This window comes from Cupriavidus sp. F041 (genome assembly GCF_057814235.1).
In genome coordinates this window covers 2469523-2491459 of sequence record NZ_JBVASY010000002.1, presented here as the reverse complement: position 1 = coordinate 2491459, position 21937 = coordinate 2469523, and the positions used below count along the sequence as shown (strand labels likewise).

Annotated in this window: 20 protein-coding genes; 13 read left to right on the top strand and 7 right to left on the bottom strand. The window is 64.4% G+C overall.

The window, feature by feature from the left end; genetic code table 11:
- Positions 1–54: 54 nt before the first annotated feature.
- Positions 55–534 (bottom strand): MarR family winged helix-turn-helix transcriptional regulator, encoded by a 480-nt coding sequence (locus ACZY0R_RS28900; RefSeq protein WP_488863226.1) that lies wholly within the window; start codon positions 532–534, stop codon positions 55–57.
- 224 nt (positions 535–758) lie between these two features.
- Here ACZY0R_RS28900 and typA point away from each other — a divergent pair, with 224 nt between their 5' ends.
- Entirely contained in the window at positions 759–2579 is a 1821-nt protein-coding gene (typA, locus tag ACZY0R_RS28895) for a translational GTPase TypA (RefSeq protein WP_035867884.1), read from the top strand.
- An 84-nt stretch (positions 2580–2663) separates the two neighbouring features.
- Here typA and ACZY0R_RS28890 read toward each other — a convergent pair whose 3' ends face one another.
- A complete protein-coding gene (locus tag ACZY0R_RS28890; RefSeq protein ID WP_488863223.1) occupies positions 2664–3569 on the bottom strand; it encodes a sterol desaturase family protein in 906 nt (301 codons plus the stop codon).
- A 242-nt stretch (positions 3570–3811) separates the two neighbouring features.
- Between ACZY0R_RS28890 and ACZY0R_RS28885 the strand changes: the two genes are divergently transcribed.
- The 3 genes from ACZY0R_RS28885 (at position 3812) to ACZY0R_RS28875 (ending at position 7262) form a co-directional block, all read left to right on the top strand.
- Positions 3812–5374 carry a methyl-accepting chemotaxis protein gene (locus ACZY0R_RS28885; RefSeq protein ID WP_488863221.1) on the top strand — a complete coding sequence of 521 codons (1563 nt, stop codon included), beginning with the start codon at positions 3812–3814 and terminating at the stop codon, positions 5372–5374.
- Between the two features lie 111 nt (positions 5375–5485).
- Positions 5486–6562: an enoyl-CoA hydratase/isomerase family protein gene (locus tag ACZY0R_RS28880; RefSeq protein ID WP_488863219.1), complete on the top strand. Its 1077-nt coding sequence runs from the start codon at positions 5486–5488 to the stop codon at positions 6560–6562.
- Between the two features lie 139 nt (positions 6563–6701).
- Positions 6702–7262, top strand: coding sequence for an NADPH-dependent FMN reductase (locus ACZY0R_RS28875; RefSeq protein ID WP_488863217.1), 561 nt, complete (start codon positions 6702–6704; stop codon positions 7260–7262).
- 179 nt (positions 7263–7441) lie between these two features.
- Here the strand turns inward: ACZY0R_RS28875 and ACZY0R_RS28870 are convergent, their stop codons facing one another.
- From ACZY0R_RS28870 to ACZY0R_RS28855, 4 genes are all read right to left on the bottom strand, one after another.
- The gene (locus tag ACZY0R_RS28870) at positions 7442–7756 is read right to left on the bottom strand and encodes a hypothetical protein (RefSeq protein WP_488863215.1); all 315 of its coding nucleotides are present in this window, start codon (positions 7754–7756) and stop codon (positions 7442–7444) included.
- A gap of 84 nt (positions 7757–7840) precedes the next feature.
- The gene (locus tag ACZY0R_RS28865) at positions 7841–8104 is read right to left on the bottom strand and encodes a hypothetical protein (RefSeq protein ID WP_045241194.1); all 264 of its coding nucleotides are present in this window, start codon (positions 8102–8104) and stop codon (positions 7841–7843) included.
- 97 nt (positions 8105–8201) lie between these two features.
- A complete protein-coding gene (locus ACZY0R_RS28860) occupies positions 8202–8462 on the bottom strand; it encodes a hypothetical protein (protein ID WP_447429814.1) in 261 nt (86 codons plus the stop codon).
- A 57-nt stretch (positions 8463–8519) separates the two neighbouring features.
- Entirely contained in the window at positions 8520–8777 is a 258-nt protein-coding gene (locus tag ACZY0R_RS28855; RefSeq protein ID WP_045243135.1) for a hypothetical protein, read from the bottom strand.
- A 433-nt stretch (positions 8778–9210) separates the two neighbouring features.
- On the opposite strand from ACZY0R_RS28855, the gene ACZY0R_RS28850 reads away from it, so the two are divergent.
- Positions 9211–11274, top strand: coding sequence for a serine/threonine protein kinase (locus ACZY0R_RS28850; RefSeq protein WP_488863213.1), 2064 nt, complete (start codon positions 9211–9213; stop codon positions 11272–11274).
- A gap of 38 nt (positions 11275–11312) precedes the next feature.
- Here the strand turns inward: ACZY0R_RS28850 and ACZY0R_RS28845 are convergent, their stop codons facing one another.
- The gene (locus tag ACZY0R_RS28845) at positions 11313–13286 is read right to left on the bottom strand and encodes an SUMF1/EgtB/PvdO family nonheme iron enzyme (RefSeq protein ID WP_488863211.1); all 1974 of its coding nucleotides are present in this window, start codon (positions 13284–13286) and stop codon (positions 11313–11315) included.
- 457 nt (positions 13287–13743) lie between these two features.
- Here ACZY0R_RS28845 and ACZY0R_RS28840 point away from each other — a divergent pair, with 457 nt between their 5' ends.
- The 8 genes from ACZY0R_RS28840 to ACZY0R_RS28805 all read left to right on the top strand — a co-directional run bounded on the left by ACZY0R_RS28840 (position 13744) and on the right by ACZY0R_RS28805 (position 21874).
- Positions 13744–14169, top strand: a complete 426-nt coding sequence (locus tag ACZY0R_RS28840; RefSeq protein WP_488863209.1) for a DUF4399 domain-containing protein — start codon at positions 13744–13746, stop codon at positions 14167–14169.
- A gap of 43 nt (positions 14170–14212) precedes the next feature.
- Positions 14213–14653, top strand: a complete 441-nt coding sequence (locus tag ACZY0R_RS28835; protein WP_045241188.1) for a DUF4399 domain-containing protein — start codon at positions 14213–14215, stop codon at positions 14651–14653.
- Positions 14654–15090: 437 nt separating this feature from the next.
- Positions 15091–15351, top strand: a complete 261-nt coding sequence (locus ACZY0R_RS28830) for a hypothetical protein (RefSeq protein ID WP_488863207.1) — start codon at positions 15091–15093, stop codon at positions 15349–15351.
- 63 nt (positions 15352–15414) lie between these two features.
- Positions 15415–15675 (top strand): hypothetical protein, encoded by a 261-nt coding sequence (locus ACZY0R_RS28825; protein WP_045241186.1) that lies wholly within the window; start codon positions 15415–15417, stop codon positions 15673–15675.
- Between the two features lie 64 nt (positions 15676–15739).
- Positions 15740–16000, top strand: a complete 261-nt coding sequence (locus ACZY0R_RS28820) for a hypothetical protein (RefSeq protein ID WP_045241184.1) — start codon at positions 15740–15742, stop codon at positions 15998–16000.
- A 301-nt stretch (positions 16001–16301) separates the two neighbouring features.
- Positions 16302–17705 (top strand): efflux transporter outer membrane subunit, encoded by a 1404-nt coding sequence (locus ACZY0R_RS28815; RefSeq protein WP_082095183.1) that lies wholly within the window; start codon positions 16302–16304, stop codon positions 17703–17705.
- Positions 17706–17931: 226 nt separating this feature from the next.
- Entirely contained in the window at positions 17932–20505 is a 2574-nt protein-coding gene (locus ACZY0R_RS28810; RefSeq protein ID WP_488863204.1) for an FHA domain-containing protein, read from the top strand.
- Positions 20492–21874 (top strand): beta-barrel domain-containing protein, encoded by a 1383-nt coding sequence (locus tag ACZY0R_RS28805; protein WP_045241181.1) that lies wholly within the window; start codon positions 20492–20494, stop codon positions 21872–21874. The genes ACZY0R_RS28810 and ACZY0R_RS28805 overlap by 14 nt, the downstream gene beginning before the upstream one ends.
- The last annotated feature ends 63 nt before the right edge of the window (positions 21875–21937 follow it).

Sequence of the window (21937 nt, the reverse complement as noted above, 5' to 3'; positions counted from 1 at the left end):
AGGTCGGGGCGGCAGTGGCCGGGAGGCTTGGCAAAAGCGCGTCAGTTACGCTGGCTAGCCGCTGTTGTTGCTGATGATCCGGTGCAGCATCGAGCGGAAGGTCTGCAACTCGGTATCGGAAAAGCCCCTGAAATGCCGGTTCAGCACGCGGCAGTAGATCCGCGGCAACTCGTCCACCAGGATCCGGCCGGCGGGCGTGATCGACAGGTCGACCACGCGCCGGTCGGCATCGCTGCGCTGGCGCTCGATCAGGCCGCGTTTTTCCATGCGGCTGAGCAGGCGCGTGACAGAACCCATGTCAGTGTTGAGTTCCCGGCCCAGGTCGGTCACCGTGCTGCCACGGCCAGCGGCCAGCATCATCAGGCAGGTTGCCTGGGCATGCGTGATGTCCAGGCCGGTCACCTCCTGCTCCACCTCGTGCGACAACACGTTCTTGGCGCGTGCCATCAGGTAGCCCACGCTTTCGCCCATGCAGTATTCGGCCGGGTCGAAGGGGTGGGTGTCATCGGGAGTGGATTGGGTCTGCTCGGACATTTCGCTCGGGTGCTTGTCGCTGCAATGTTTGTCGTGGCAACTATATGTTCACGATTTGTTAATCGCAAGGAGAGCAATTTGTTATTGCTAATGACGCAATAATCCAAATCTGGTCGAGCGGGGTGGGTAAGAAGCCTCCGAACGTCGGTCTCGGGTTTTGCGCCGCAGCATGCTATAATTTCGGGTTATCTTTTGATGCTCAGCCCCCAAAGCGAGACGCTGCAATGACCCGCGCCATCCGCAATATCGCCATCATCGCTCACGTCGATCATGGCAAGACCACTCTGGTCGACCAACTCCTGCGCCAGGCAGGCACCTTCCGCGACAACCAGCAAGTGGTCGAGCGCGTGATGGATTCGAACGACATTGAAAAGGAACGCGGGATCACCATCCTCGCGAAGAATTGCGCTGTCGAATACAACGGCACCCATATCAATATCGTCGACACCCCTGGCCACGCCGACTTCGGCGGTGAAGTGGAGCGCGTGTTGTCGATGGTCGACGGCGTGCTGCTGCTGGTCGATGCCGTTGAAGGCCCGATGCCGCAGACCCGTTTCGTCACGCGCAAGGCGCTGGCGCTGGGCCTGAAGCCGATCGTGGTCATCAACAAGGTCGACCGTCCGGGCGCGCGTCCGGAATGGGTGATCAACCAGACTTTCGACCTGTTCGACAAGCTGGGCGCCACCGACGAACAGCTCGACTTCCCGGTGATCTACGCTTCGGGCCTGAACGGCTACGCCGGCCTGACCGACGACGTGCGCGAAGGCGACATGAAGCCGCTGTTCGAGACGGTGCTGTCCAAGGTGCCCGTCCGTGACGACAACCCGGATGGCCCCCTGCAGCTGCAGATCATCTCGCTCGATTACAACAGCTATGTCGGCAAGATCGGCGTGGGCCGCATTTCGCGTGGCCGCGCTCGCTCGCTGCAAGACGTGGTGGTCAAGTTCGGCCCGGAAGGCAACCCCATCAAGGGTCGTATCAACCAGGTGCTGAAGTTCCAGGGCCTGGAGCGCGAAATCGTGGCGGAAGCCGAAGCCGGCGACATCGTGCTGATCAACGGCATCGAAGAACTGGGCATCGGTTGCACCGTGTGCGCACCGGACGCGCAGGACGCGCTGCCGATGCTGAAGGTGGACGAGCCCACGCTGACCATGAACTTCTGCGTCAACACCTCGCCGCTGGCAGGCCGCGAAGGCAAGTTCGTGACCAGCCGCCAGCTGCGCGAGCGCCTGGACCGCGAACTGAAGTCGAACGTGGCGCTGCGCGTGGCCGAGACCGGCGACGACACCATCTTCGAAGTGTCGGGCCGCGGTGAACTGCACCTGACCATCCTGCTGGAAAACATGCGCCGCGAAGGCTACGAGCTGGCCGTGTCGCGCCCGCGCGTGGTGTTCAAGGAAATTGACGGCGTCAAGCACGAGCCGTACGAACTGCTGACCGTGGACGTCGAAGACGGCCACCAGGGCAGCGTGATGGAAGAACTGGGCCGCCGCAAGGGCGAACTGCTCGACATGGCATCGGACGGCAAGGGCCGCACCCGCCTCGAGTACCGCGTTCCGGCACGCGGCCTGATCGGCTTCCAGGGCGAGTTCCTGACGCTGACGCGCGGCACCGGCCTGATTAGCCACATCTTCGACGACTACGCGCCCGTGCGCGAAGGCGGCCTGGGTGAGCGCCACAACGGCGTGCTGATCTCGCAGGACGACGGCGATGCCGTGGCCTACGCACTGTGGAAGCTGCAGGACCGCGGCCGCATGTTCGTCAAGCCGGGCGATGCGCTGTACGAAGGCATGATCATCGGCATCCATAGCCGCGACAACGACCTGGTCGTGAACCCGATCAAGGGCAAGCAGCTGACTAACGTGCGCGCCTCGGGTACCGACGAAGCCGTGCGCCTGGTGCCGCCGATCCAGATGTCGCTGGAATACGCGGTGGAATTCATCGCCGACGACGAACTGGTCGAGATCACGCCGAAGAGCATCCGCCTGCGCAAGCGTCACCTGAAGGAGCACGAGCGTAAGCGTGCTTCGCGCGAAACCGCGTAAGCGTTTCGCTTCGGGCAGTCTTGCCAACAAAAAACCGCGCCTTGTGCGCGGTTTTTTGTTGCCCGTCTTCCGGGGTTATCGGGGTTATTGGGGCTGTCGGGCATCCTGGCTGCGATCCGCTCCAAACGCCGCGCCGGGCGGCGCCAGGTTGGCGGCCGATTCGCGCGGATTGCGCCACTCCGGCGGCTTCCATAGATGGCGCTGGTCCCGGTGGCGCCATGCGTCGGCGAACATGTCGCGCCATTCGTGGAAGGTGAGGGTGAGCGGATTATGGCTGGCAATGCCACGGCTAATGCCGTACTCGGGCGGCGCCTGCTCAGGCACGAAGGATCCGAACATCCGGTCCCACACGGTCAGCACGCCCGCATAGTTGCGGTCGATGTACTGCGGGTTCCTGGCATGGTGCACACGGTGGACCGAGGGCGTATTGACCAGCCATTCAAGCCGGTGCCAGCGGCTGCCCAGCCGCGTATGCACGAAGAACTGGAACGCGAGGTTCAGCCCCACCGCCAGGATCACCCAGTCGGGCGTGAAGCCGATCAGCGCCAGCGGAATCCAGAAGAGCCACATTCCCGAAAGCGGATAAGTCAGGCTCTGCCGGAAGGCCGTGGAGAAATTCATGCCCTCGGAGGAATGATGGGTGACGTGCGAGGCCCACATCCAGCGCACCCGATGGCTGGCGCGATGAAACCAGTAATAGAGAAAGTCCTGCAATAGCAGCAGCAGGAGAAACGACCACGGGGTTTGCGGCATCGCCTTCAACCCGTGCTGGTAGCTCCAGGTGTAGACCGTGCGCACCATCAGCCACAGGAAAAAAGCATCCGACGCCTGATGCATCAGCGCCAGCGCCGCGTTGGAAACGGTATCGCGCAAGCTGTAGACAGCGGGATCGCGCCGCGCCCAGTACCACGCCTCCGCGCCGATGGTCAGCAGGAAGACCGGCGCGAACGCCAGCAGGATCAGGCCGGGATCGATTGTTGACGGTTTCATCCGGGCAATGTTGCGCGATTCAGGGTGTTTTGTCTGGAGGCGATCCTCTATACGCCCGTGTGGCGTTGCCAAATGTGCACGCCGATGCGCTCGGTAATGCTTGTGGCGCACATTTGCATTCCTGATCATTTTGCACGACTGAATATCCATGCGCGTGGGGTCAAGCCGGCAGGCGCAGCGCCGTTATAGCAGGGCGGCTGAAAACAGAGCCGCGTCAGCGCTAATTCCAACGGGGAGCCCTCATGTTTCGCAACACCACCATCGGTACGAGATTGTGGATTTTGACTGTCGTTACCAATATGTTGTTGCTGGTTGTCGGTGCCGTAGGCTGGCTCGGCATGTCGCGCAGCAACGACGCCACGCGGCAGATCTACCAGCAGCGGCTCGCCGCCGCCGTGAATCTGGCAGAGGCGCGTTCCAACCAGTTGCTCGTTCGCGTCTTGCTGGACCAGGCCACCTTTGCCGCCGACCCGGCCGATGCGCGTGCGCGTGCCGCTACCGCCGAGGGCTTTGTGCGCCAGTCCGATGCTGCCTGGAAGGCCTACCTGGCGCTGCCGCGTTCGCCCGAGGAAGCCAAGGTCACCGAGGAAGTTGCCGCCAGGCGCGATGCGTTGTTCACGCAAGGCGTCTCACCGATGATCGCAGCGCTGCATCAAGGGGACCGCGAGGCCGTGATGCGCGCCGTGCTGGAAACCATTCCGAAGCTCGATATCGCCTTCACCGCCGTCAACACAGAGCTGGGCAGGCTACAGGTCGCCAGCGCGGAGGCGGTCTATCACGGTTCGCAGGAGCGCTACACTACTTTGCGCTCGCTTTCGATTGGCGTGCTGGCGCTCGGCCTGTGCTTCAGCACGGTGGTGGCCTGGCGCTTGCGCCGCTCCATCGTGGGCCCCCTCGACGCGGCCATCGTGCGCTTCGAACGCATCGCGGCCGGTGATCTTGGCGCAAAGTCCGATGGCGCCGGTTTGAGCGCCGAGGGCGAGCGCAGCGAGACAGGCCGCATGCTGGTCATGCTCGGCCGCATGCAGGCGAGCCTGGCCGCGGTGGTGAGCGATGTGCGCGGTGGCGCAGATTCGATTGCCGCCGCCAGCAAACAGATCGCCAGCGGCAACAGCGATCTCTCGCAGCGCACCGAGCAGCAAGCCGCGTCGCTGGAAGAGACTGCATCCAGCATGGAGCAGCTCACGGGCACGGTGCGCCAGAACGCCGACAGCGCGCGCGAGGCCAACGACCTTGCCAGCGATGCCACTAGCCTGGCCGAGCGCGGCAGCGACGCCGTGGCGCGGGTGGCAAGCACCATGCAGGCCATTGACGCCAGCGCCAACAAGATCGTCGACATCATCGACGTGATCGAGAAAATTGCGTTCCAGACTAATATCCTCGCGCTCAACGCGGCGGTGGAGGCTGCGCGAGCCGGCGAGCACGGGCGCGGCTTCGCGGTGGTGGCGGGTGATGTGCGCGATCTCTCGCAACGTTGCGCGGGCGCTTCCAAGGAGATCCGCACGCTGATCGGCGATTCGGTGTCAAGGGTGCGCGCCGGCGGCGAGATGGTGGATCAGGCGGGGCAGGTGATGCAGGAGATGGTAAATGCGGTGCGGCGCGTGAGCGGCATCATGGGCGGCATCAGCTCGGCCTCCGATGAGCAGTCGCGTGGGATCGAGCAGGTCAACCAGGCGGTGGCACAGATGGACGGCATGACCCGGCAGAACGCCGCGCTGGTCGAGCAGGCGGCAGCCGCCGCAGCATCGCTGGAAGACCAGGCGCAGCGCCTGACCGGGCTGATGTCGGCGTTCAGGGTCGCCTGAGCGGACGGCGCGCAGCGGCGCTGAACGGCACGCCGCGTGCCATGTGCCGGCGGGTGCGGCCCGCGGCGCGGCTGGTGTAAAGTTGCGGGTTGCATTCGCGGAGAAAGAGACATGACTGACTTGGTCGCAAGCGAGATTCGCGGCGGTATCGGCTACCTGACGCTGAACCGGCCCCAGGCGCTCAACGCACTTTCGCTGGAGATGATTCGCGCCATTACCACGGCGCTCAATGACTGGGCATTGGCGCCCGAGGTGGTGGCGGTAGTCATCGCCGGCGCTGGCGGCAAGGCCTTTTGCGCCGGTGGCGACATTCGCTTCTTCCACAGGGCCGCGCTAGCCGGCGATCCTTCGCTCGACCAGTTCTTTGTCGAGGAGTACGCGCTCAATCATCTGATCCACCGGTACGCCAAGCCCTATATCGCGTTGATGGATGGCGTGGTGATGGGCGGCGGCATGGGCATCTCGCAAGGCGCGCGCCGCCGGCTGGTGACCGAGCGGACCAAGATGGCCATGCCAGAAACCAACATCGGCCTGTTTCCCGACGTGGGCGGCGGCTGGTTCCTGTCGCGCACGCCCGGTCGCCTGGGCGAATACCTGGGCCTGACCGGTGCCATGATCCATGCCGCCGACGCGCTGCATGCCGGCCTGGCCGATGCCTACCTGCCGGGCAATACGATGGCCGAACTGGTGGACACCCTGCGTGTCCGCGACTTCGCCGATGGCGACGCCGTGCTGGCATGCATCGACGAGGCCACCGCCGCGCACCGTGCCGCCTGCCCACCGGGGGAGAGCCAGCTGGCCGCGCTGCAGGACGATATCGACCGTCTGTTCGCCGCTGCCTCGGTGATCGACATCCTGGCCGCGGTCAGCGATGCCGGCTCCGACTGGGCCGCACGGACAGCCGCCATGCTGCGCGCACGCTCGCCGCTGATGCTGAGTGTCACGCTGGAGCAAATCCGCCGCGCCCGCACCATGTCGCTGGAAGACGAACTGCGCATGGAGCTGGGCATGATGTACTACGTGTTCCGTCACGGCGATGGCGTCGAGGGCATTCGTGCGCTGGCGGTCGACAAGGACCATGCGCCCAAGTGGCAGCCCGCGCGCCTGGATGAGGTAAGGCGCGAACGCGTGCGCGCCTTCTTCGACAGTCCCTGGGCGCACGGCGGGCATCCCCTCGCGTCGCTGTAGGCGCGTGCCGGGCGGTTCCTTTCCCGCAAATGGATTAGAGTGTCGTCTGGACCTGCCGCCGCGCGCAGCACGCTGTCTGTGCTGACCAGGACGGTTGTGTCCTGCCACCCATAGTGCAGTGAACGAGAAAGGAATCGCGATGAGTACTCCCCGTGACGTAGCCGTACTGGTAGGCAGCCTGCGCAAGGACTCCTTCAATCGCAAGCTCGCGCTGGCGCTGACCGCGATGGCGCCGGCAGGTATCAAGCTCGAGATCATCGAGATCGGGCAGCTCCCGCTGTACAACCAGGATGAAGACGCCAGCCCGCCCGCGCCGTGGGTGGTCTTTCGCGATCGCATCCGCCGTGCCGATGCCGTGCTGTTCGTGACGCCGGAATACAACCGCTCGGTGCCGGCGGCACTCAAGAATGCCATTGACGTCGGCTCCCGCCCTTACGGCAAGAGTGCCTGGGACGGCAAGCCAGGCGGTGTGATCAGCGCGTCGCCGGGCGCCGTCGGCGGCTTCGGCGCCAATCACCACCTGCGCCAGTCGCTCGTCTTCCTCAATATCCCCGTGCTGCAGCAGCCGGAAGCCTATATCAGCGGTGTCGATAAACTGTTCGACGAACAAGGCGGTATCGCCAACGAATCCACGCGCGGCTTCCTGGGCAAATACCTGACGACCTTCGAAGCCTGGATCGAGCGCAACGCACCGCGCTGATACCGGCAGGGGCGGACCGCCTTTGACCGTCTTTGGCTTCAGGCCTCTGACTTTGAAGTCTTTGACGTCAAGCAACAGGAATCAACGTCAGCCACACCCCAAAAAGCACTGACGCCCGCTGCCGACAGGGCAGCGGGCGCGGAGGGCAGAATATCACTGCCTTGCGCTTCTGATTCTGCTTACTTGCGCTTGATGTCCCCGGCCGGCCGCTCCTGCGTACCTGCCAGCGGCTGGCCTGGAAAGCCCCCCGGATAGCTGATGACGCGCATGCCTCCCCCTGCCTTGCGCGGCGTCCATGCATGACCGGCGCGAACTCTCGCGCCGCCTGTGATTGCCACCATGGCTTCCTTGTCGAGATCCACGCTGTCTGGCAAATCCTTGATGACGATGACGGCCATGACTTCCTCCTGCTTGATGGCGAAGGCGGGGTTGTCCAGCGTTCGCCGGGTGGGTGCGGGTGATGCGGCAAGCCCATCCAGATCAGTATAGGCCACGGGTTTTACCTCCGAGGCACTGCCTTTGCATGCGCAACGGCCGTGGAAACCGCAGGGGTTTCCACGGAGCCTGGCGCATTTCGTTCAAACCTTCGCGTGGGTGGCGGCCCATTGCGACGGGTTGACGTCGATGCTCAGCGGGCCGAAGCCGGAGCCGATCACGCCGACGTTGTTGAGCGTGTTCACGTTGATGCTTTGCAGCTGGGCGATGTTCTGGTTGACGTTGACATTGACGTTGGCTACCGGGCCCAGTCCTTGCAGCCAGGAATTGCCGCCGCGCACCGCGGTCATGGACTTGCTGTCGAGTTCTTGGGTCAGGGCGAGGTCGCGCACGATGATGGATGGCATGGTGGTTCTCCTTGGCTTCATTGGATGACTTGAAATGTTCTTGAGTGGCCGGTTGGCAGCGGGGGTGGCGAGGCCGCCTCCGCGTCTGCCGGGCTGTTCAACGATAGATGTTGTTTTGGGCGTTCTGCGTCGAGTGGACATGGGACTTGATGTCGTCGACGAAGGCCGCGTTGTTGCCGTTCATGTTGGTGACGTTCTGCGTCTGGCCGATCAGTTGCGAAGCGTTGAAGGTCGAGTCGATCTTCACGGCGCTGAACACGGGCAGGAAGGGCACGAAGCCGCCGCGCACGGCGCGCATGGCGCGGGCATCGAGTTCTTCGGTGACGGACAGGTCCTTGATGGCGAGGGTGGTAGTCATGGCAGTTCTCCGGGTATTCAGTAGTTTGCGAATTCAGCCTGGGCGGTGGCCCGCGGCTCAATAGATGTTGTTTTGGGCGTTCTGTGTCGAGTGGACATGGGACTTGATGTCGTCGACGAAGGCCGCGTTGTTGCCGTTCATGTTGACGACGTTCTGCGTCTGGCCGATCAGCTGCGAGGCGTTGAAGGTCGAGTCGACCTTGACCGTGCTGAACACGGGCAGGAAGGGCAGGAAGCCGCCGCGCACGGCGCGCATGGCGCCGGCGTCGAGTTCTTCGGTGACGGACAGGTCCTTGATGGTCAGGGTGGTAGTCATGGCAGTTCTCCTTGGGAGCGATTGGGACTTGGGTTCGGTTGGTTTGAGCATTGTTTCTGCGCTCGGGAGGTACAAATGCATGGAGTGTGCCAAGGCGGGCGATGTCATCGCGAATCGCCCGCAAACGTAGGCGTGGCTTGGGAAGAAATTTTTCGAGGCGGGGAAAATGGCGCCAATGCACGGTGCGCGGCGGCCTGAATCTGACGGGCGCATCCCAACACAACAACACCGGGTGTTCGCCTATGCGCGACACGCAGCCGCCTGGACCCGTCTATCGTGCGGCAGGCGTCTCTTGCCGGTGTTGATGCAATGCACGAGGGGTTTGCGATTGGCATGAGTGCGGACTAGTATCCATCGTGGGTAGGTACTCGCCGGTGAGCGGCGAGTGAACGCTCAAGGCGCAACTACGCGCAACTACGTCGCGGCTGCATCGATGCCTAGCATTCCAGACCTGATACGTACCTTCCAAAGCGGTGGTTTGTCGCACGACGAGCTTCTTGCCCGCATTGACAGCACCTTGGCCGTGGACCAGGCCAGCGCGACGCAGCTGGCGGACATGCTTTGCGAGGAGAACACGCGCTTCCCGCTGCCGCCAGGTGTCTATGAAGAGGTGCTGCAGCGCATTGAGCGCCGCGGGGCAACGCAGTTCGCGGATGGCGGCGAGGAAACCCGCGTCCAGACCGGCGCTCCCGGCATGGCTTCCCCGCCCACCACGCCCTCGACCGCGCCGGTACCGCCGGCCGACCAGGCCATTGCCGGCGCGGAGCAGTCCAAGGGGGTGGGCGACACCCTGAATGGCCGCTTTGTACTGGAGGAATGCCTTGGCGTGGGTGGCATGGGTACGGTCTACAAGGCGCTGGACCTGCGCAAGCTCGAGGCCTCCGACCGCAAGCCCTATATCGCCATCAAGGTCCTCAATGTGCAGTTCCGCGGTCATCCGAAATCGCTGATCGCACTGCAGCGCGAGGCGCGCAAGGCGCAGACGCTGGCGCACCGCAATATCGTGACGGTCTATGATTTCGATCGCGATGGTTCGGTGGTCTACCTGACCATGGAGTACCTGTCGGGCAAGTCGCTCAATCGCGTCTTGCGCGCGCCTGACTTCGCCGGCATGGCCTTCGCCAAGGCACTGCCAATCATTACCGGCATGGGCAGGGCGCTTTCCTATGCGCATGAGCGTGGCTTTGTCCACTGCGACTTCAAGCCTGCCAACGTGTTCCTCACGGATAGCGGCGAAGTGAAGGTGATCGATTTCGGCATCGCGCGGGTCTTCCAGCAACCGGCGGACGATGCGGACCCGACCGTGTTCGACCCCGGCACGCTCGGCGGCATGACACCGGCCTATGCCAGTCCCGAGATGTTCGAGCATCGCGAGCCGGACCCGCGCGATGACATCTACGCGCTGGCCTGCGTGACCTATGAACTGCTGACGGGCCGGCATCCTTACGAGCGGTTGTCGGCCAACCAGGCACGCGGTGCCGGCCTCAAGCCACAGCGGGCGAAGTCGCTGAGCCGCGGCCAGTGGCGAGCGCTGCGCGCCGCGCTGTCCTTCGATCGCGCGACGCGCACGCCCACCGTGGCACGCTTCCTGGCCGACCTGGGAACCGAGCGCCGCGGCGGGATGCCGATGGCCAGGCTGGGTGCTGCGTCCCTGGCCGGTGTGCTGGTGGCAGGCGGCGTGGGTTACTACGCATGGCGCTCGCGTCACCCGCCGGACGGCCAGACTCAGCCCCCGACACAGACCGCTACCGCGCCCGTCGCAACGCAACCCGCCCAGCCCGCGCCGCCGCAAGCGCCATCGCGCCAGGAAGCCAAGGCGGAGCGCGCGCTCTCCATGCAGGCTGTCGCGCCGGTGCTGGCGCGCGTGCCTTGCTCGCTTTTCTCGGCATCGGCGCAGGAGCATGTGCTGCAGGTGCGCGGCTACGTAGCGGACCGTTTCGGCATCAAGCGCTTGAAAGAGGAACTGGAGGCGGTTCCCGGCGTGCAGACACTGAACCTTGACGTGCAACCGCTGGGTGACGACAAGTGCGATGTGATCAAGCTGATAGGGCCCTACTGGTCGGGGCGCCGCGCCGGGGAAGCGCTCACCACGATCCGCACCAGGGCGTCAGGGGCTCAGCTGACCGAGGGCACACCGTTGATTGTCGATATCACGACGCCGTCCTACGACACCTACGTCTATGTCGACTACTACATGGCGGACGGCAAGGTCGTGCACATGGTGCCCAGCCAGCGCGCCAAGGCCAACCAGGCTCCCGCCGGCTATCACGCGACCATCGGCAGCCTCGGCGACTGGGTGATCGCGAAGCCGTTTGGCACGGAGCTGATCGTGCTGCTCACCACGCCAGCGCCGTTGTTCGACGCGTTACGCCCGGAGGTGGAGTCCAGGCAGGATTACCTGCGCGCGCTTGAACGGCAGCTGGGGCCGATGGCCGCCAAGCATGGAGATGACCACATCGGTGCCGACGTGGTGCAGATATCCACCAAGGCGCGCTAGTCGACCAGCTTGCCCCGACGGGACTGGCACAGAAGCCGCTACTTCATGTCTCGCACGACACGAAAGCCATTTTGCGACTGGCGCACGCTGGCGCTGTACTTGAATCGGGTGGAGGAGAGCATATAGCTCGCGCCCTCCAACCAGGAGCCGCCACGGATCACGCGTACGCTGCACCCGGGTTCGTCCCAGGCACGCCCGTCAACCGGTGCGTTCTTGTAGGAAATGTGCCAGCAGTCGGCGACCCATTCCCACACGCTGCCATTCACGTCGTGCAGGCCAAAGGGATTGGCGGCAAAGGAGCCGACGTTGGCCGGCAAATCGGCGCTCCACGGATCGCCGCAATCCTTGCAGTTCGCCGTTCCCTTGCGCATCTGGTCGCCCCACCAGTAGAGCGTCGAGGTGCCGCCCCTGGCAGCGTATTCCCACTCGGCCTCGGTCGGCAGGCGATAGTGCTTGCCGGTGGTCTTGTTCAGCCATGCGAGGTATTGCTGGGCATCGTCCCAGCTCACATCGCGCATGGGCGCGGTCCCGGGGGCGCTTGCGACGGTGGCGATACGCGGGCACGCGCCAGTGTCGGCGCAGGCACCCCATTGCTCCACGGTGACTTCGTACTTGCCGATCGCGAAGGGCTGCGCGATGGTGACGCGGTGCGGCGGCTTTTCGGTCGGGTCGCCGCCATTGCTGCCCATGGTGAAGCTGCCCGGTGCGATGCTATGCAGCACGGGGCAAGCCGGGCAGTCCTTGATCTCACCCGGTTTTATGTCGACCGTCACCGCGCCGGAAGCGGCGGCGCGCTGCGTAGCGGGCGAGGGCGTACTTGCCGGGGCGGCGGGCGCGCTGGCGGATGAAGCGGCTGGCGGCGGCTGCACTTTTCCGGTTTGCGTGCGCGCTGGCGCCGGCGGTGGCGTGACCGTGCCCTGTGCCGCGGTTGGCCCGGAGGCGGCGGGCGCCGTGCGGGCGCGGTCGGCGGGCGGCTCGGCCTTTACCCCCGCCGCACGCAGCCGCTCGATCCTTGCTCGTGCCAGCGGCGCGAAGCGGCCGTTCGGATACGCCTTCAGGTAGGCCTCATAGTCGCTGGGGAAATTGCTGTTCTTGATGGAATCCCAGAAGGTGAGTTCGTATTGTTCGTCGCTGTCTTTCGGGAGGATCCCGCGTTGCCGGATCGCCGGATTCCTGTCCAAGCTGGCGGAATAGGCGGAATAGGTGGTGCTGTCGATGGCGGGTGCCGCGTCCGCGTCCAGCCGGAGCGGGGCGGGCAGCGAGGACGAGATCCATGGCTGCTGCCGCAGCCCCGTTTGCGTGCTGACGATCTCGCCCGCCTGCTGGAAGACTGCCTCGGCATCGAGTCCGGGCTTGCGTAGCGTACGCAGCAGCGCGGCGGTGAATACGCCATGGCGGACGCCTTCGGCCGCGGCGATGCCAGGGGCCGTGGCATAGGCGATCAGGGTGTTGGCGGGCGCGGCTGGTGGCTTGAGGGTGCCGCCGCGGTACGGATTGTCCAGGCAGGTATCGAGGATCAGCACGTTGCGCATGTCCGGGCGCGGCACCGACATGCTCGCCAGGACGGCGCGAAGCTCGGTGCCCGCCGTGAGCAAGCGGGCGGGCGTGCGGCTGCCCGCATCGACGGGAATCAGCACCGGGTTGTCCGCGACCTCGATGCCGTGCCCGGCGAAGTAGAACAGACCGACGCCGCCTGCTTGCAACCGTTGCCGGAATTCGGCAAGCGCGCTTGCCATGCCGTCACGGTCCAGGTTTTCGCGGAGCATGACGTCAAAGCCGAGCGCGGCCAGGGTCTGGCCCATGGCTTGCGCGTCGCTGGCGGCATTGGGAAGCGGTTCGTCCGCATACGCGGCATTGCCGATGACAAGGGCGAGACGCCGGGCCTGGCCGTTCCCGGCGGAAGCGGGCGTGAGCCGTGCTTCGGAGGTGGACGCTGGCGTGTCGATGCCGGCTTCGGCACGCACGGCCGCTGCCAACGCGAACAGGCACATGACAAGGAGTTTTCGCCACATATTCAGGCCTTGTTCGTACGGCGCCGAAGTGCATCGGCGGTCCCACGCGCAAGCGGCGTCACGCGCCACCGGCGAGCGATGATGCCCGGCCATCACCCTGCCGGTCCGCCTCGTCCCTGGCGCCGACGCGATGCAGCGCGGGCGGCACTGGACTCGCTCAATCAACCATAGCACAGCGATTGTGAATCCGGAGGTGCTTCGCAACGCAAGGTGGCGCAGCAAGCTCACCGTTGCCTGCAGCCAGCGATCGCGGCACCAAGTATCTTTTTGCAGTTTTCCGTTCTAAGCTAAATGACGAAATGCAAAAGCGCTGACGAAGAGCAAGAATCCACCGCGCTTTCGAGGTCACGCGAATTGCCTGGGTCCGTTGCTTTGCAGCAGCGCCGGGCGCACGCGTTGCCAGACAGGTGTTGCCTTGCATGTTCCGGTGCGGACCGTTGTTCGGGAGGGCTATCGTATGCACAGGCGAACCGTGCTCGGCACACTGGCAGCGTCTCTGTTGGCGCCGTTGCCCTCGATCTCGTTGTCCGCCACATCCCCACCCAATGCCGAGGTCTACATCATCTGGCCCCCCGATGGCGCCGTGATCGACGGCGGCAAATTCTGGGTGCGCATGGGCCTGCGCAATATGGGGGTCGCGCCCAAGGGTACCGACATGCCTAATGTCGGCCACCACCACCTGCTGATCGACACTGACCTGCCGCCGATGGACAAGGAGATTCCGAACGACCGGAACCACGTGCACTTCGGCGCGGGCGAGACCGAGGCGCGGATCGAGCTGCCGCCAGGCAAACACACTTTGCAGTTGCTGCTCGGCGACAAGGACCATAAGCCCCACGATCCGCCGATCTACTCCAAGAAGGTCACCATCACCGTTCGATAAGGCCCGGGCCGCCGGGCCGGCGGCACGATACGGGAGAGAGTCCATGCGTAAGCTCATATCTGCTGCCGCGCTCGCCGCCAGCCTGCTTCTGAACGGTGTCATGCCGGGCAGCGCGATCGCGGGTCCGACGCCCGCGCCGTCCAATGCCTACCTGTACATCGGCTACCCCAACAACAACCAGGTCCTGCCGGCGGGCAAGCCGATCAAAGTGTGGTTCGGGCTGCGCAGCATGGGCGTGGCGCCGCGTGGCGTGAAGTTTCCCAACACGGGGCATCACCATCTGTTGATCGATACGGACTTGCCGCCGATGGACAAGGAAATTCCTAACGATCGCAACCATGTGCATTTCGGCGCCGGCGAGACCGAGACCACGATCGAACTGCCACCGGGCAAGCACACCCTGCAGTTGCTGATGGCCGATGACAAGCACATCCCGCACAACCCGCCGATCTATTCCAAGAAGATCACGATCTACGTGAAGTGATCGCGTTCCGGTACGGCGCGGAACGCACCGCGCCGCCGGGATCGCGGTCGCGCCGCGCGCGTGCCTCCGTCGTGGGCAAGCTCCACCCCCGATCGCATTGCGCGTACTGAACGTATCGCGCGCATCACGCTTCCGCCTGTTTCTCAGTCACGCTTGAGCGCGATCGCCGCGCCCCGCTGGCGTCTGTCGCTGACGAGCGAACACATGGTGTCTGTTGTGTTGGGATGCGCCCGTCAGATCAAAGCCGCCGCGCACCGTGCGTTGGCGCCATTTTCCCCGCCTCGAAAAATTTCCTCCCAAGCCCCACCTGCGTTTGCGGGCGATTCGCGCTGACATGGCCGGCCTTGGCACACTCCATGCGTTTGTACCTCCCGAGCGCAGAAACAATGCTCAAACCAACCGAACCCAAGTCCCAATCGCTCCCAAGGAGAACTGCCATGACTACCACCCTCGCCATCAAGGACCTGTCCGTCACCGAAGAACTCGACGCCCGCGCCATGCGCGCCGTGCGCGGCGGCTTCGTGCCCTTCCTGCCCGTGTTCAGCGCGGTCAAGATCGACTCGACCTTCAACGCCGAGCAACTGATCGGCCAGACGCAGAACGTCGTCAACATGAACGGCAACAACACGGCCTTTGCGGACGACATCAAGTCGAACGTCCACTCGACGCAGAACGCCCAAAACAACATCTATCGCTAAGCCGCGGGCCCTGCCCACTGCGCAATCTGAATTCGCAAATTACCGAATACCCGGAGAACTGTCATGACTACCACTCTGACCATCAAAGACCTGTCCGTCACCGAAGAACTCGACGCTGGCGCCATGCGCGCCGTGCGCGGCGGCTTCGTGCCCTTCCTGCCCGTGTTCAGCGCGGTCAAGATCGACTCGACCTTCAACGCTTCGCAACTGATCGGCCAGACGCAGAACGTCGTCAACATGAACGGCAACAACACGGCCTTCGCGGACGACATCAAGTCGAATGTCCACTCGACGCAGAACGCCCAAAACAACATCTATCGCTAAGCCGCGGGCCCTGCCCACTGCGCAAGCTGAATTCGCAAATTTACTGAATACCCGGAGAACTGTCATGACCACCACCCTGACCATCAAAGACCTGTCCGTCACCGAAGAACTCGACGCTGGCGCCATGCGCGCCGTGCGCGGCGGCTTCGTGCCCTTCCTGCCCGTCTTCAGCGCCGTGAAGATCGACTCGACCTTCAATGCCGAGCAACTGATCGGCCAGACGCAGAATGTCGTCAACATGAACGGCAACAACACGGCCTTCGCCGCGGACATCAAGTCGCACGTGAGCTCGACGCAGAACGCGAACAACAACATCTATCGTTGACGCCACCGCCGCCCTCCCGGATTGTCGGGCAGGGCGGCCCTCTCTTGCCGCCTTCATGGCAGCCAGCCTCCAATTACAGGTTGGATAGCGCCGCCGGCGGATACACAATGAAGCATGGCGAGGCCTGCTTGCATCCGGGCCGTGACCGACCAGGCGCAGCTGGCGCCGGCGACGTGACGAACGGGGCCTGTTGCCCGCCTAGTCCTTTTCGGTTCGCTTGCGCCCGCAGGAGGCGATCGTGCCCGACCTTTCCACCCCGTTCCGTGTGCATCGATCACGCACCGCTGCAAAGCGATGCCTGATGGCAGGCGCGTGCCTGCTGGCGCTGGCCGGCTGTGCCGATTTTCGTCCCCCTGTGTACGAGCGCCCGGTAACACCGGCCAAGCCCGACTGGGCGCGCCAGGGTTCGATCACCGTCTCGGCGTCGGACACCATCGTGCCGAACTGGTGGCAGGCCTTCCGGGATCCCTATCTGGACGAACTGGTCGACAAGGCTATCGCAGGCAACTACGACATCAAGGTGCTGGCCGCGCGAATCAAGGTGGCTGGCGCGCAGATTGCCGAGGTGAGGGCCGGCGCGCTGCCGGTCTTTGATGTCGGCGCCGGTGCAAGCTTCGAGAAGACCACAGGGCAGAACCTGGTCAAGACGTACAACCTGGGCACCCAGGTCAACTGGGATATCGACATCTGGGGCAAGGTCGAGAAGGGCGTGCAAGCCCAGACCGCCGAATACAATGCGTCCGAAGCAGATTGGCGAGCCGGCTACCTCACCCTGGTCTCGGACGTGTCCACTACCTATTTCCAGATCCTGCAGTTCGACGAACAGATCGATCAGCAGTCCAGGTCACTGGCCAAGAACAAGCAGATCCTTGCCACCTACCAGGCGATGTTCCAGAACGGCCTGGTCCCCAAGATCCGGGTGATGCAGCAACAGGCGGAAATCAACCGGCTGACCAAGAACCTGCTGGAACTGCGCCGCTCGCGCGATATCTCGGAGAACGCACTTGGCACGCTGGTCGGCGTGCCGGCGGGCGTTTTCAAGGTACCCGCGGGGCGCTTGCAAGAGCGCGTGCAGTTGCCCGCGGTGCCGGCCGGGCTACCGTCGCAGTTGCTCTCGCGGCGCCCGGATATCGTGGCGGCGGAGTACCGCGTGCTTGAGTCATACAACCTGGTCGGCCAGGCGCGGCTGGCGCAGTTGCCCACCGTCAGCCTGACCGGTCGCGGCGGCACCGCAAGCTTCGCCTTGTCGGATCTGCTGAAGTCCTTCACATTCGGCCTGATGCCGAGCATCAACCTGCCCATGCTGGATCCGAACGTGCGTGCGCATGTGAAGACCACCGAGGCGCAGACCAAGGTGGCCGAGAACGAGTACGGCCGCACGGTGATCACTGCATTCGAGGAGGTGGAGAACGCACTGGTCAACGTCGATGCGCACAAGAAGCAACGGGTGGAGTTGCAGCAGCAGGTGGAGCAACTGCGCGTCGTGTCGGCGCAGATCGAGGCTCAGCTCAAGGAAGGCGTTGTGTCCCAGCTTGAAGTATTCGAGACCGAGCGATCACTGCTCAGCGCGCAACTCGAGTTGTTGGCGAATCACCAACAAATCCTGGCCGACACTGTCACCCTGTACAAGGCACTTGGCGGAGGGTGGCCAAGCGTCGAAGTGAGTAATGCGGGAAAGGACGCGCCGCGACAGGTGGCGAAATAGACCCCGCGGCAATGCATGTATCAAGACTGGACGATCCCGGCAAATCCGGCGCCAGGCCCGCAATACGCCGCCGGTGGACGTTTGACTACCGGCAAGCGTGGCCTACTATGTCCTTAGTCAACACGTTCCCGGCGGAGCGGGCCGGTACGGCCCCGCGCCGCCGCCATGGAAAATGGCTTGCCGCCGGCGCACGCGCCGCGGCTCGCGCTGTTGGTGGTATCGAAACATGGCTCCAGACGAAGCTCTGATTGTCGAGATACGGGCAAAGGTGGGGCAGGCGTTCGATATCGTGCTTGTCCCCATCTCGCACCCCGAGTTGGGCGAGATCCGCATCGACGAGAGCCTGTTCGCCGTGGGCCGCGCGGAGGCGCCATTCGCCGCATATCCTCCCGATGTGGCGGCCGCACTCTCACGCCGTCATGCGCGCATCTTCTCCGAGCACGGCGCGGCCTACATCGCGGACCTGGGCAGCAAGAACGGCACCACGGTGAACGGCGAGACCGTGGTACTGCAGCCGGCGAGATTGCGCGATGGCGACGAGGTGCGCTTCGGAGCGGCGCTGTGCTATCGGGTGCGTCTGGCTTCGCGCACGCCGGTACAGGCACCTGAGCCGATATCGGTCGTGCTGACGCTCACCCCCGAGCGCGACGATCTGGGCCTGCAGCCGGTCGAGCTGGCCGGATTTCCTTTCCTGGTCAGCAAGGCCGACGAGACCTTCTCCCGCTACAAGGAGGTCTATCCTCACCAGGTCAACTATGTCTCGCGCCGTCACGCGCACATTTTCCTGAAGGGTGGACAGCCTTTCATCGAGGATCTGGGCAGCACCAACGGCACCTTCGTCAACGGCAAGCGCGTGGAGGAACACGCGGTTCCCCTTGGTGAGAGAGACCTCGTTGCCTTTGGCGGCAATCATTTCGTCTATCGGGTCGGCATACGGAACGATGCGGCCACGGATGCGACCGTCACCAGCTCGAACCTGCCGCCCCCCCAAGGCACCGGCGCGCCTGCGCAGAGCGCGCCAGAAGTGGCGCCGACGTTGGCGCCGCCCGTTCCAGTGGCTGCCGCCGCAGCCGTGGCCGAGCCGGCCCACGATCCAGACAAGACCACCTTCGTCGGCGCGGCTGGTTCGTTCCTGGAGATCTTCTGCGTCGACTATGCCGCGCAGCAAGAGGACGAGGTCAACCAGGAGGCCCTGCCCCAGCCCGAGGGTGAAGCGGGCGGGGCGGACAAGCCGCGTGCGCAAGGCAAGTTCGCCCTGGTCATGGGCAAACTCGGCAGCAGCTTCGGTACCGCTGAGCGCGCTGGACTGAAGCGCGCAGCACGGTGGGGCGGTATCCTGGCCGCGGCGGTCGTGGCGCTGCTGCTCTTCCTGTATTTCCGCGGCGCGCCCGAGCGCGAGATGACGGACTTGATGGCTAGCGGCGACTATCCCCGCGCGGCGGCGGTGGCCGATGCGTACCTCAAACGGCACCCGGACAAGGTACGGTTCCAGGCGATGGGGACGGAAGCGTTGTTGCGGGCGGAGGTGCCGGCATGGATCGGCAAGCTGCAGGCGCGCGATTTCAACGGCGCGGACGCGGCGCTGGCGCGTATGAAGACACTCGGCGCGCACAACGCGGACGCACTCGGGTTGCTCGAAGAACTTGCCTGGATCGGACGGCTGAACCGTTTCGTGGCCGGCCGTGGCGGCGTGGACGCGCCTATCCGCATGTATGCCGATGAGGCCAGCATCCGCGCCTTGCTCAAGCACTGGAACGACGACACGCCGGCGCACCAGCGCGCACTCGACCGCATCGCCGCTTATGTGCCGCAGTTCAAGGAGCCCTATGCCGATGCGCTCAGCTACTTGCGCAAGCTGCAAAGCGATGATTCTGTCTACCTGGCAGCTATCGACCGCCTGAACGCATCGCTCGCCACCGGCCTGGCAAGCGATCACCCCGAAGCCCTGCAGGCCGTGCTCGCCGATTACGCCGAGAAATACCCGAGGCTCGCCGGCATGGATCGCCTAAAGGACGATCTTAAGCAATACCTGGAACTGGACAGCGCGGCGCGCGCGATGAAACTGGGTCCGCTGATGGCGCAAATGGCCAAGGCCCGCTTCTCCGCGCCGCCTTTCCAGGCCCGCTTCAGCGTTCTGGCGGCCAGCCGCCTGCCGACGCCGGAACTGGTGCGGCAATACGGCGAGGTGGACAAGGCCTGGCGCGCGGGAGACAGCAACAAGGCCTTCGCGGGGCTGCAACAGATAAAGACAGGGCCATGGGCCGAGGCCGCGGCCAGGGATCTCGCGCGCAAGCAGGCCGTCGCCACGCAGTTCGCCGAATTGAAGAAGGCGCGTGGGGGCAAGGGCTACGAGGAGTCCTTGCTGTCGTTCTACGCCATGCTCGATCCCGCAGAGGACACCTACTTCGTCAAGGCGATCGAGCCCGATGTGGCAGCGATACACGATGCGGCGATCAGGCGCGCGCAGGAACTGATGAACGGTGCGCTGGCATCGTGGCGGCAGTATCGCCGCGACGGGGCGATCGGCGGCGAGCAGCGGCTGGAATCCGAAATCTCGGGCAAATTCCGCACGCAGGCGCGCCTGTTGTCCAATGCCAGCGCGCAAGCGCGGCAAGGCATGCGCATCTACACGCAACTGAAGGTCGGCGATACGGCGCAGTGGAGTCAACTCCAGGAGGATATCAATTCGGAAACGGAGTTGCAGCGGCGTTCCCTGCAGGAACTGCGCATGGTGTTGAATCCGGCCTTGCTCAAGGCCAAGCTTGCATTGATTGGGGGGGAGGGCGATGAGGGACGATAGCCGAGACAATCGCCTTAAGCCGCTGTCAGAGGCACTTGAGGATCACAGCGCCGAAGGCATCGCGATCCTGAGCGCGGAGCCGTGGAAGATGATGCAGATCTCCGTGCTGGTCATGGTGGCGCTGGTCGTTTGCGCGCTGGTGTGGTCGTTCGTCGGGCACGCCGATGTGATCGTGTCCGCGGACGGTACCCTGGCGCCCGAATCGGAAGTGCGGCGGTTCTATGCGCCGGTCGACGGCGAGCTCGCGGATCTCTATGTGGCCGAAGGCCAGCCGGTGTCCAAGGACGACGTGCTGGCGCGGCTGAATGCGCGCGGCGCGATCGAGGCTGCCACCAATGCGCTGGAGGCGCAGCTCAAGCTGCAGGATTCCGAACGCGAGTGGAAGCAGTTTCCCGACAGGAAACTGCTGATGGAGCGCAAGGCAGCGGCGTTGAAGCAGCAGATCGATGTGGCGGAACGGCTGCATGAGAACCGCACGGCAGAAGGCACCACCCGGCTCGCGGAACAGCAACGGGCGCAATTGCAGCAGGCGCGCAGTAACCTCGACAGCGCGCGCCGTACCCGCGAATTCGCGCGGCAGGAGCAAGACAGGTATGCGCGTCTGTTCGCACTGCCCGGCGGTGGCGGCGTTTCGCAGTCGCAGGTGGAGTCCAAGCGGATCGCTGCCGTCGAAGCGGAGAACGCGCTGCAGATTGCCCAGTCGCGGCTGGCCGAACTGGATTCCAAGCTGAGCCAGGAGTTCAACCAGGCCACGGTGCAACTGGAAGGCAGCAGCCAGGAACTGACCAACCTGCGTATCCAGTACGACGCCGCGCTGCGCGAGATCGCCAATACGGAAGACAAGCTGCGCCTGCAGGTCCAGACCGCGCGGCTGGTGGCCGAAGCGGCGGCGCGCATCCGCTTCGAGAACATCGACAAGGACAACTTCCTGCTGATCCTGGCCCCGGTGGCCGGTGTGATCACGGATGTCACCTCCACGCAGCGCGGCGACAAGGTCCAGGCCAATACGCCATTGGGTGGCATTGCCCCCAAGGACGCGCGTCCGGTGCTCAAGATCGTCATTGCCGAACGCGACCGCGCCTTCCTGCGCGAGGGCCTGCCCGTCAAGCTGAAGTTCAACGCCTTTCCCTACCAGCGCTACGGCTTGATCAACGGCACGCTGGAATACATCTCGCCGGCGACCAAGCTGGCCGGCCCGAACAAGCAGCCGATGTACGAGGGGCGCGTCAGGTTGGCGCAAGACTATTACTCGGTGGCCGATAACAAGTATCCGCTGCGCTATGGCATGACAGCCACGGCGGAGATCGTGGTGCGCGAGCGGCGGCTGATCGACCTCGGGCTGGATCCGTTCCGGCAGGTTGCCGGGTGAAAGGGTGCGCATCGGCCCGCGTCCTCGGGCAGAAGTGCGTGGCGTGTGGCAAGAATCAAGGAG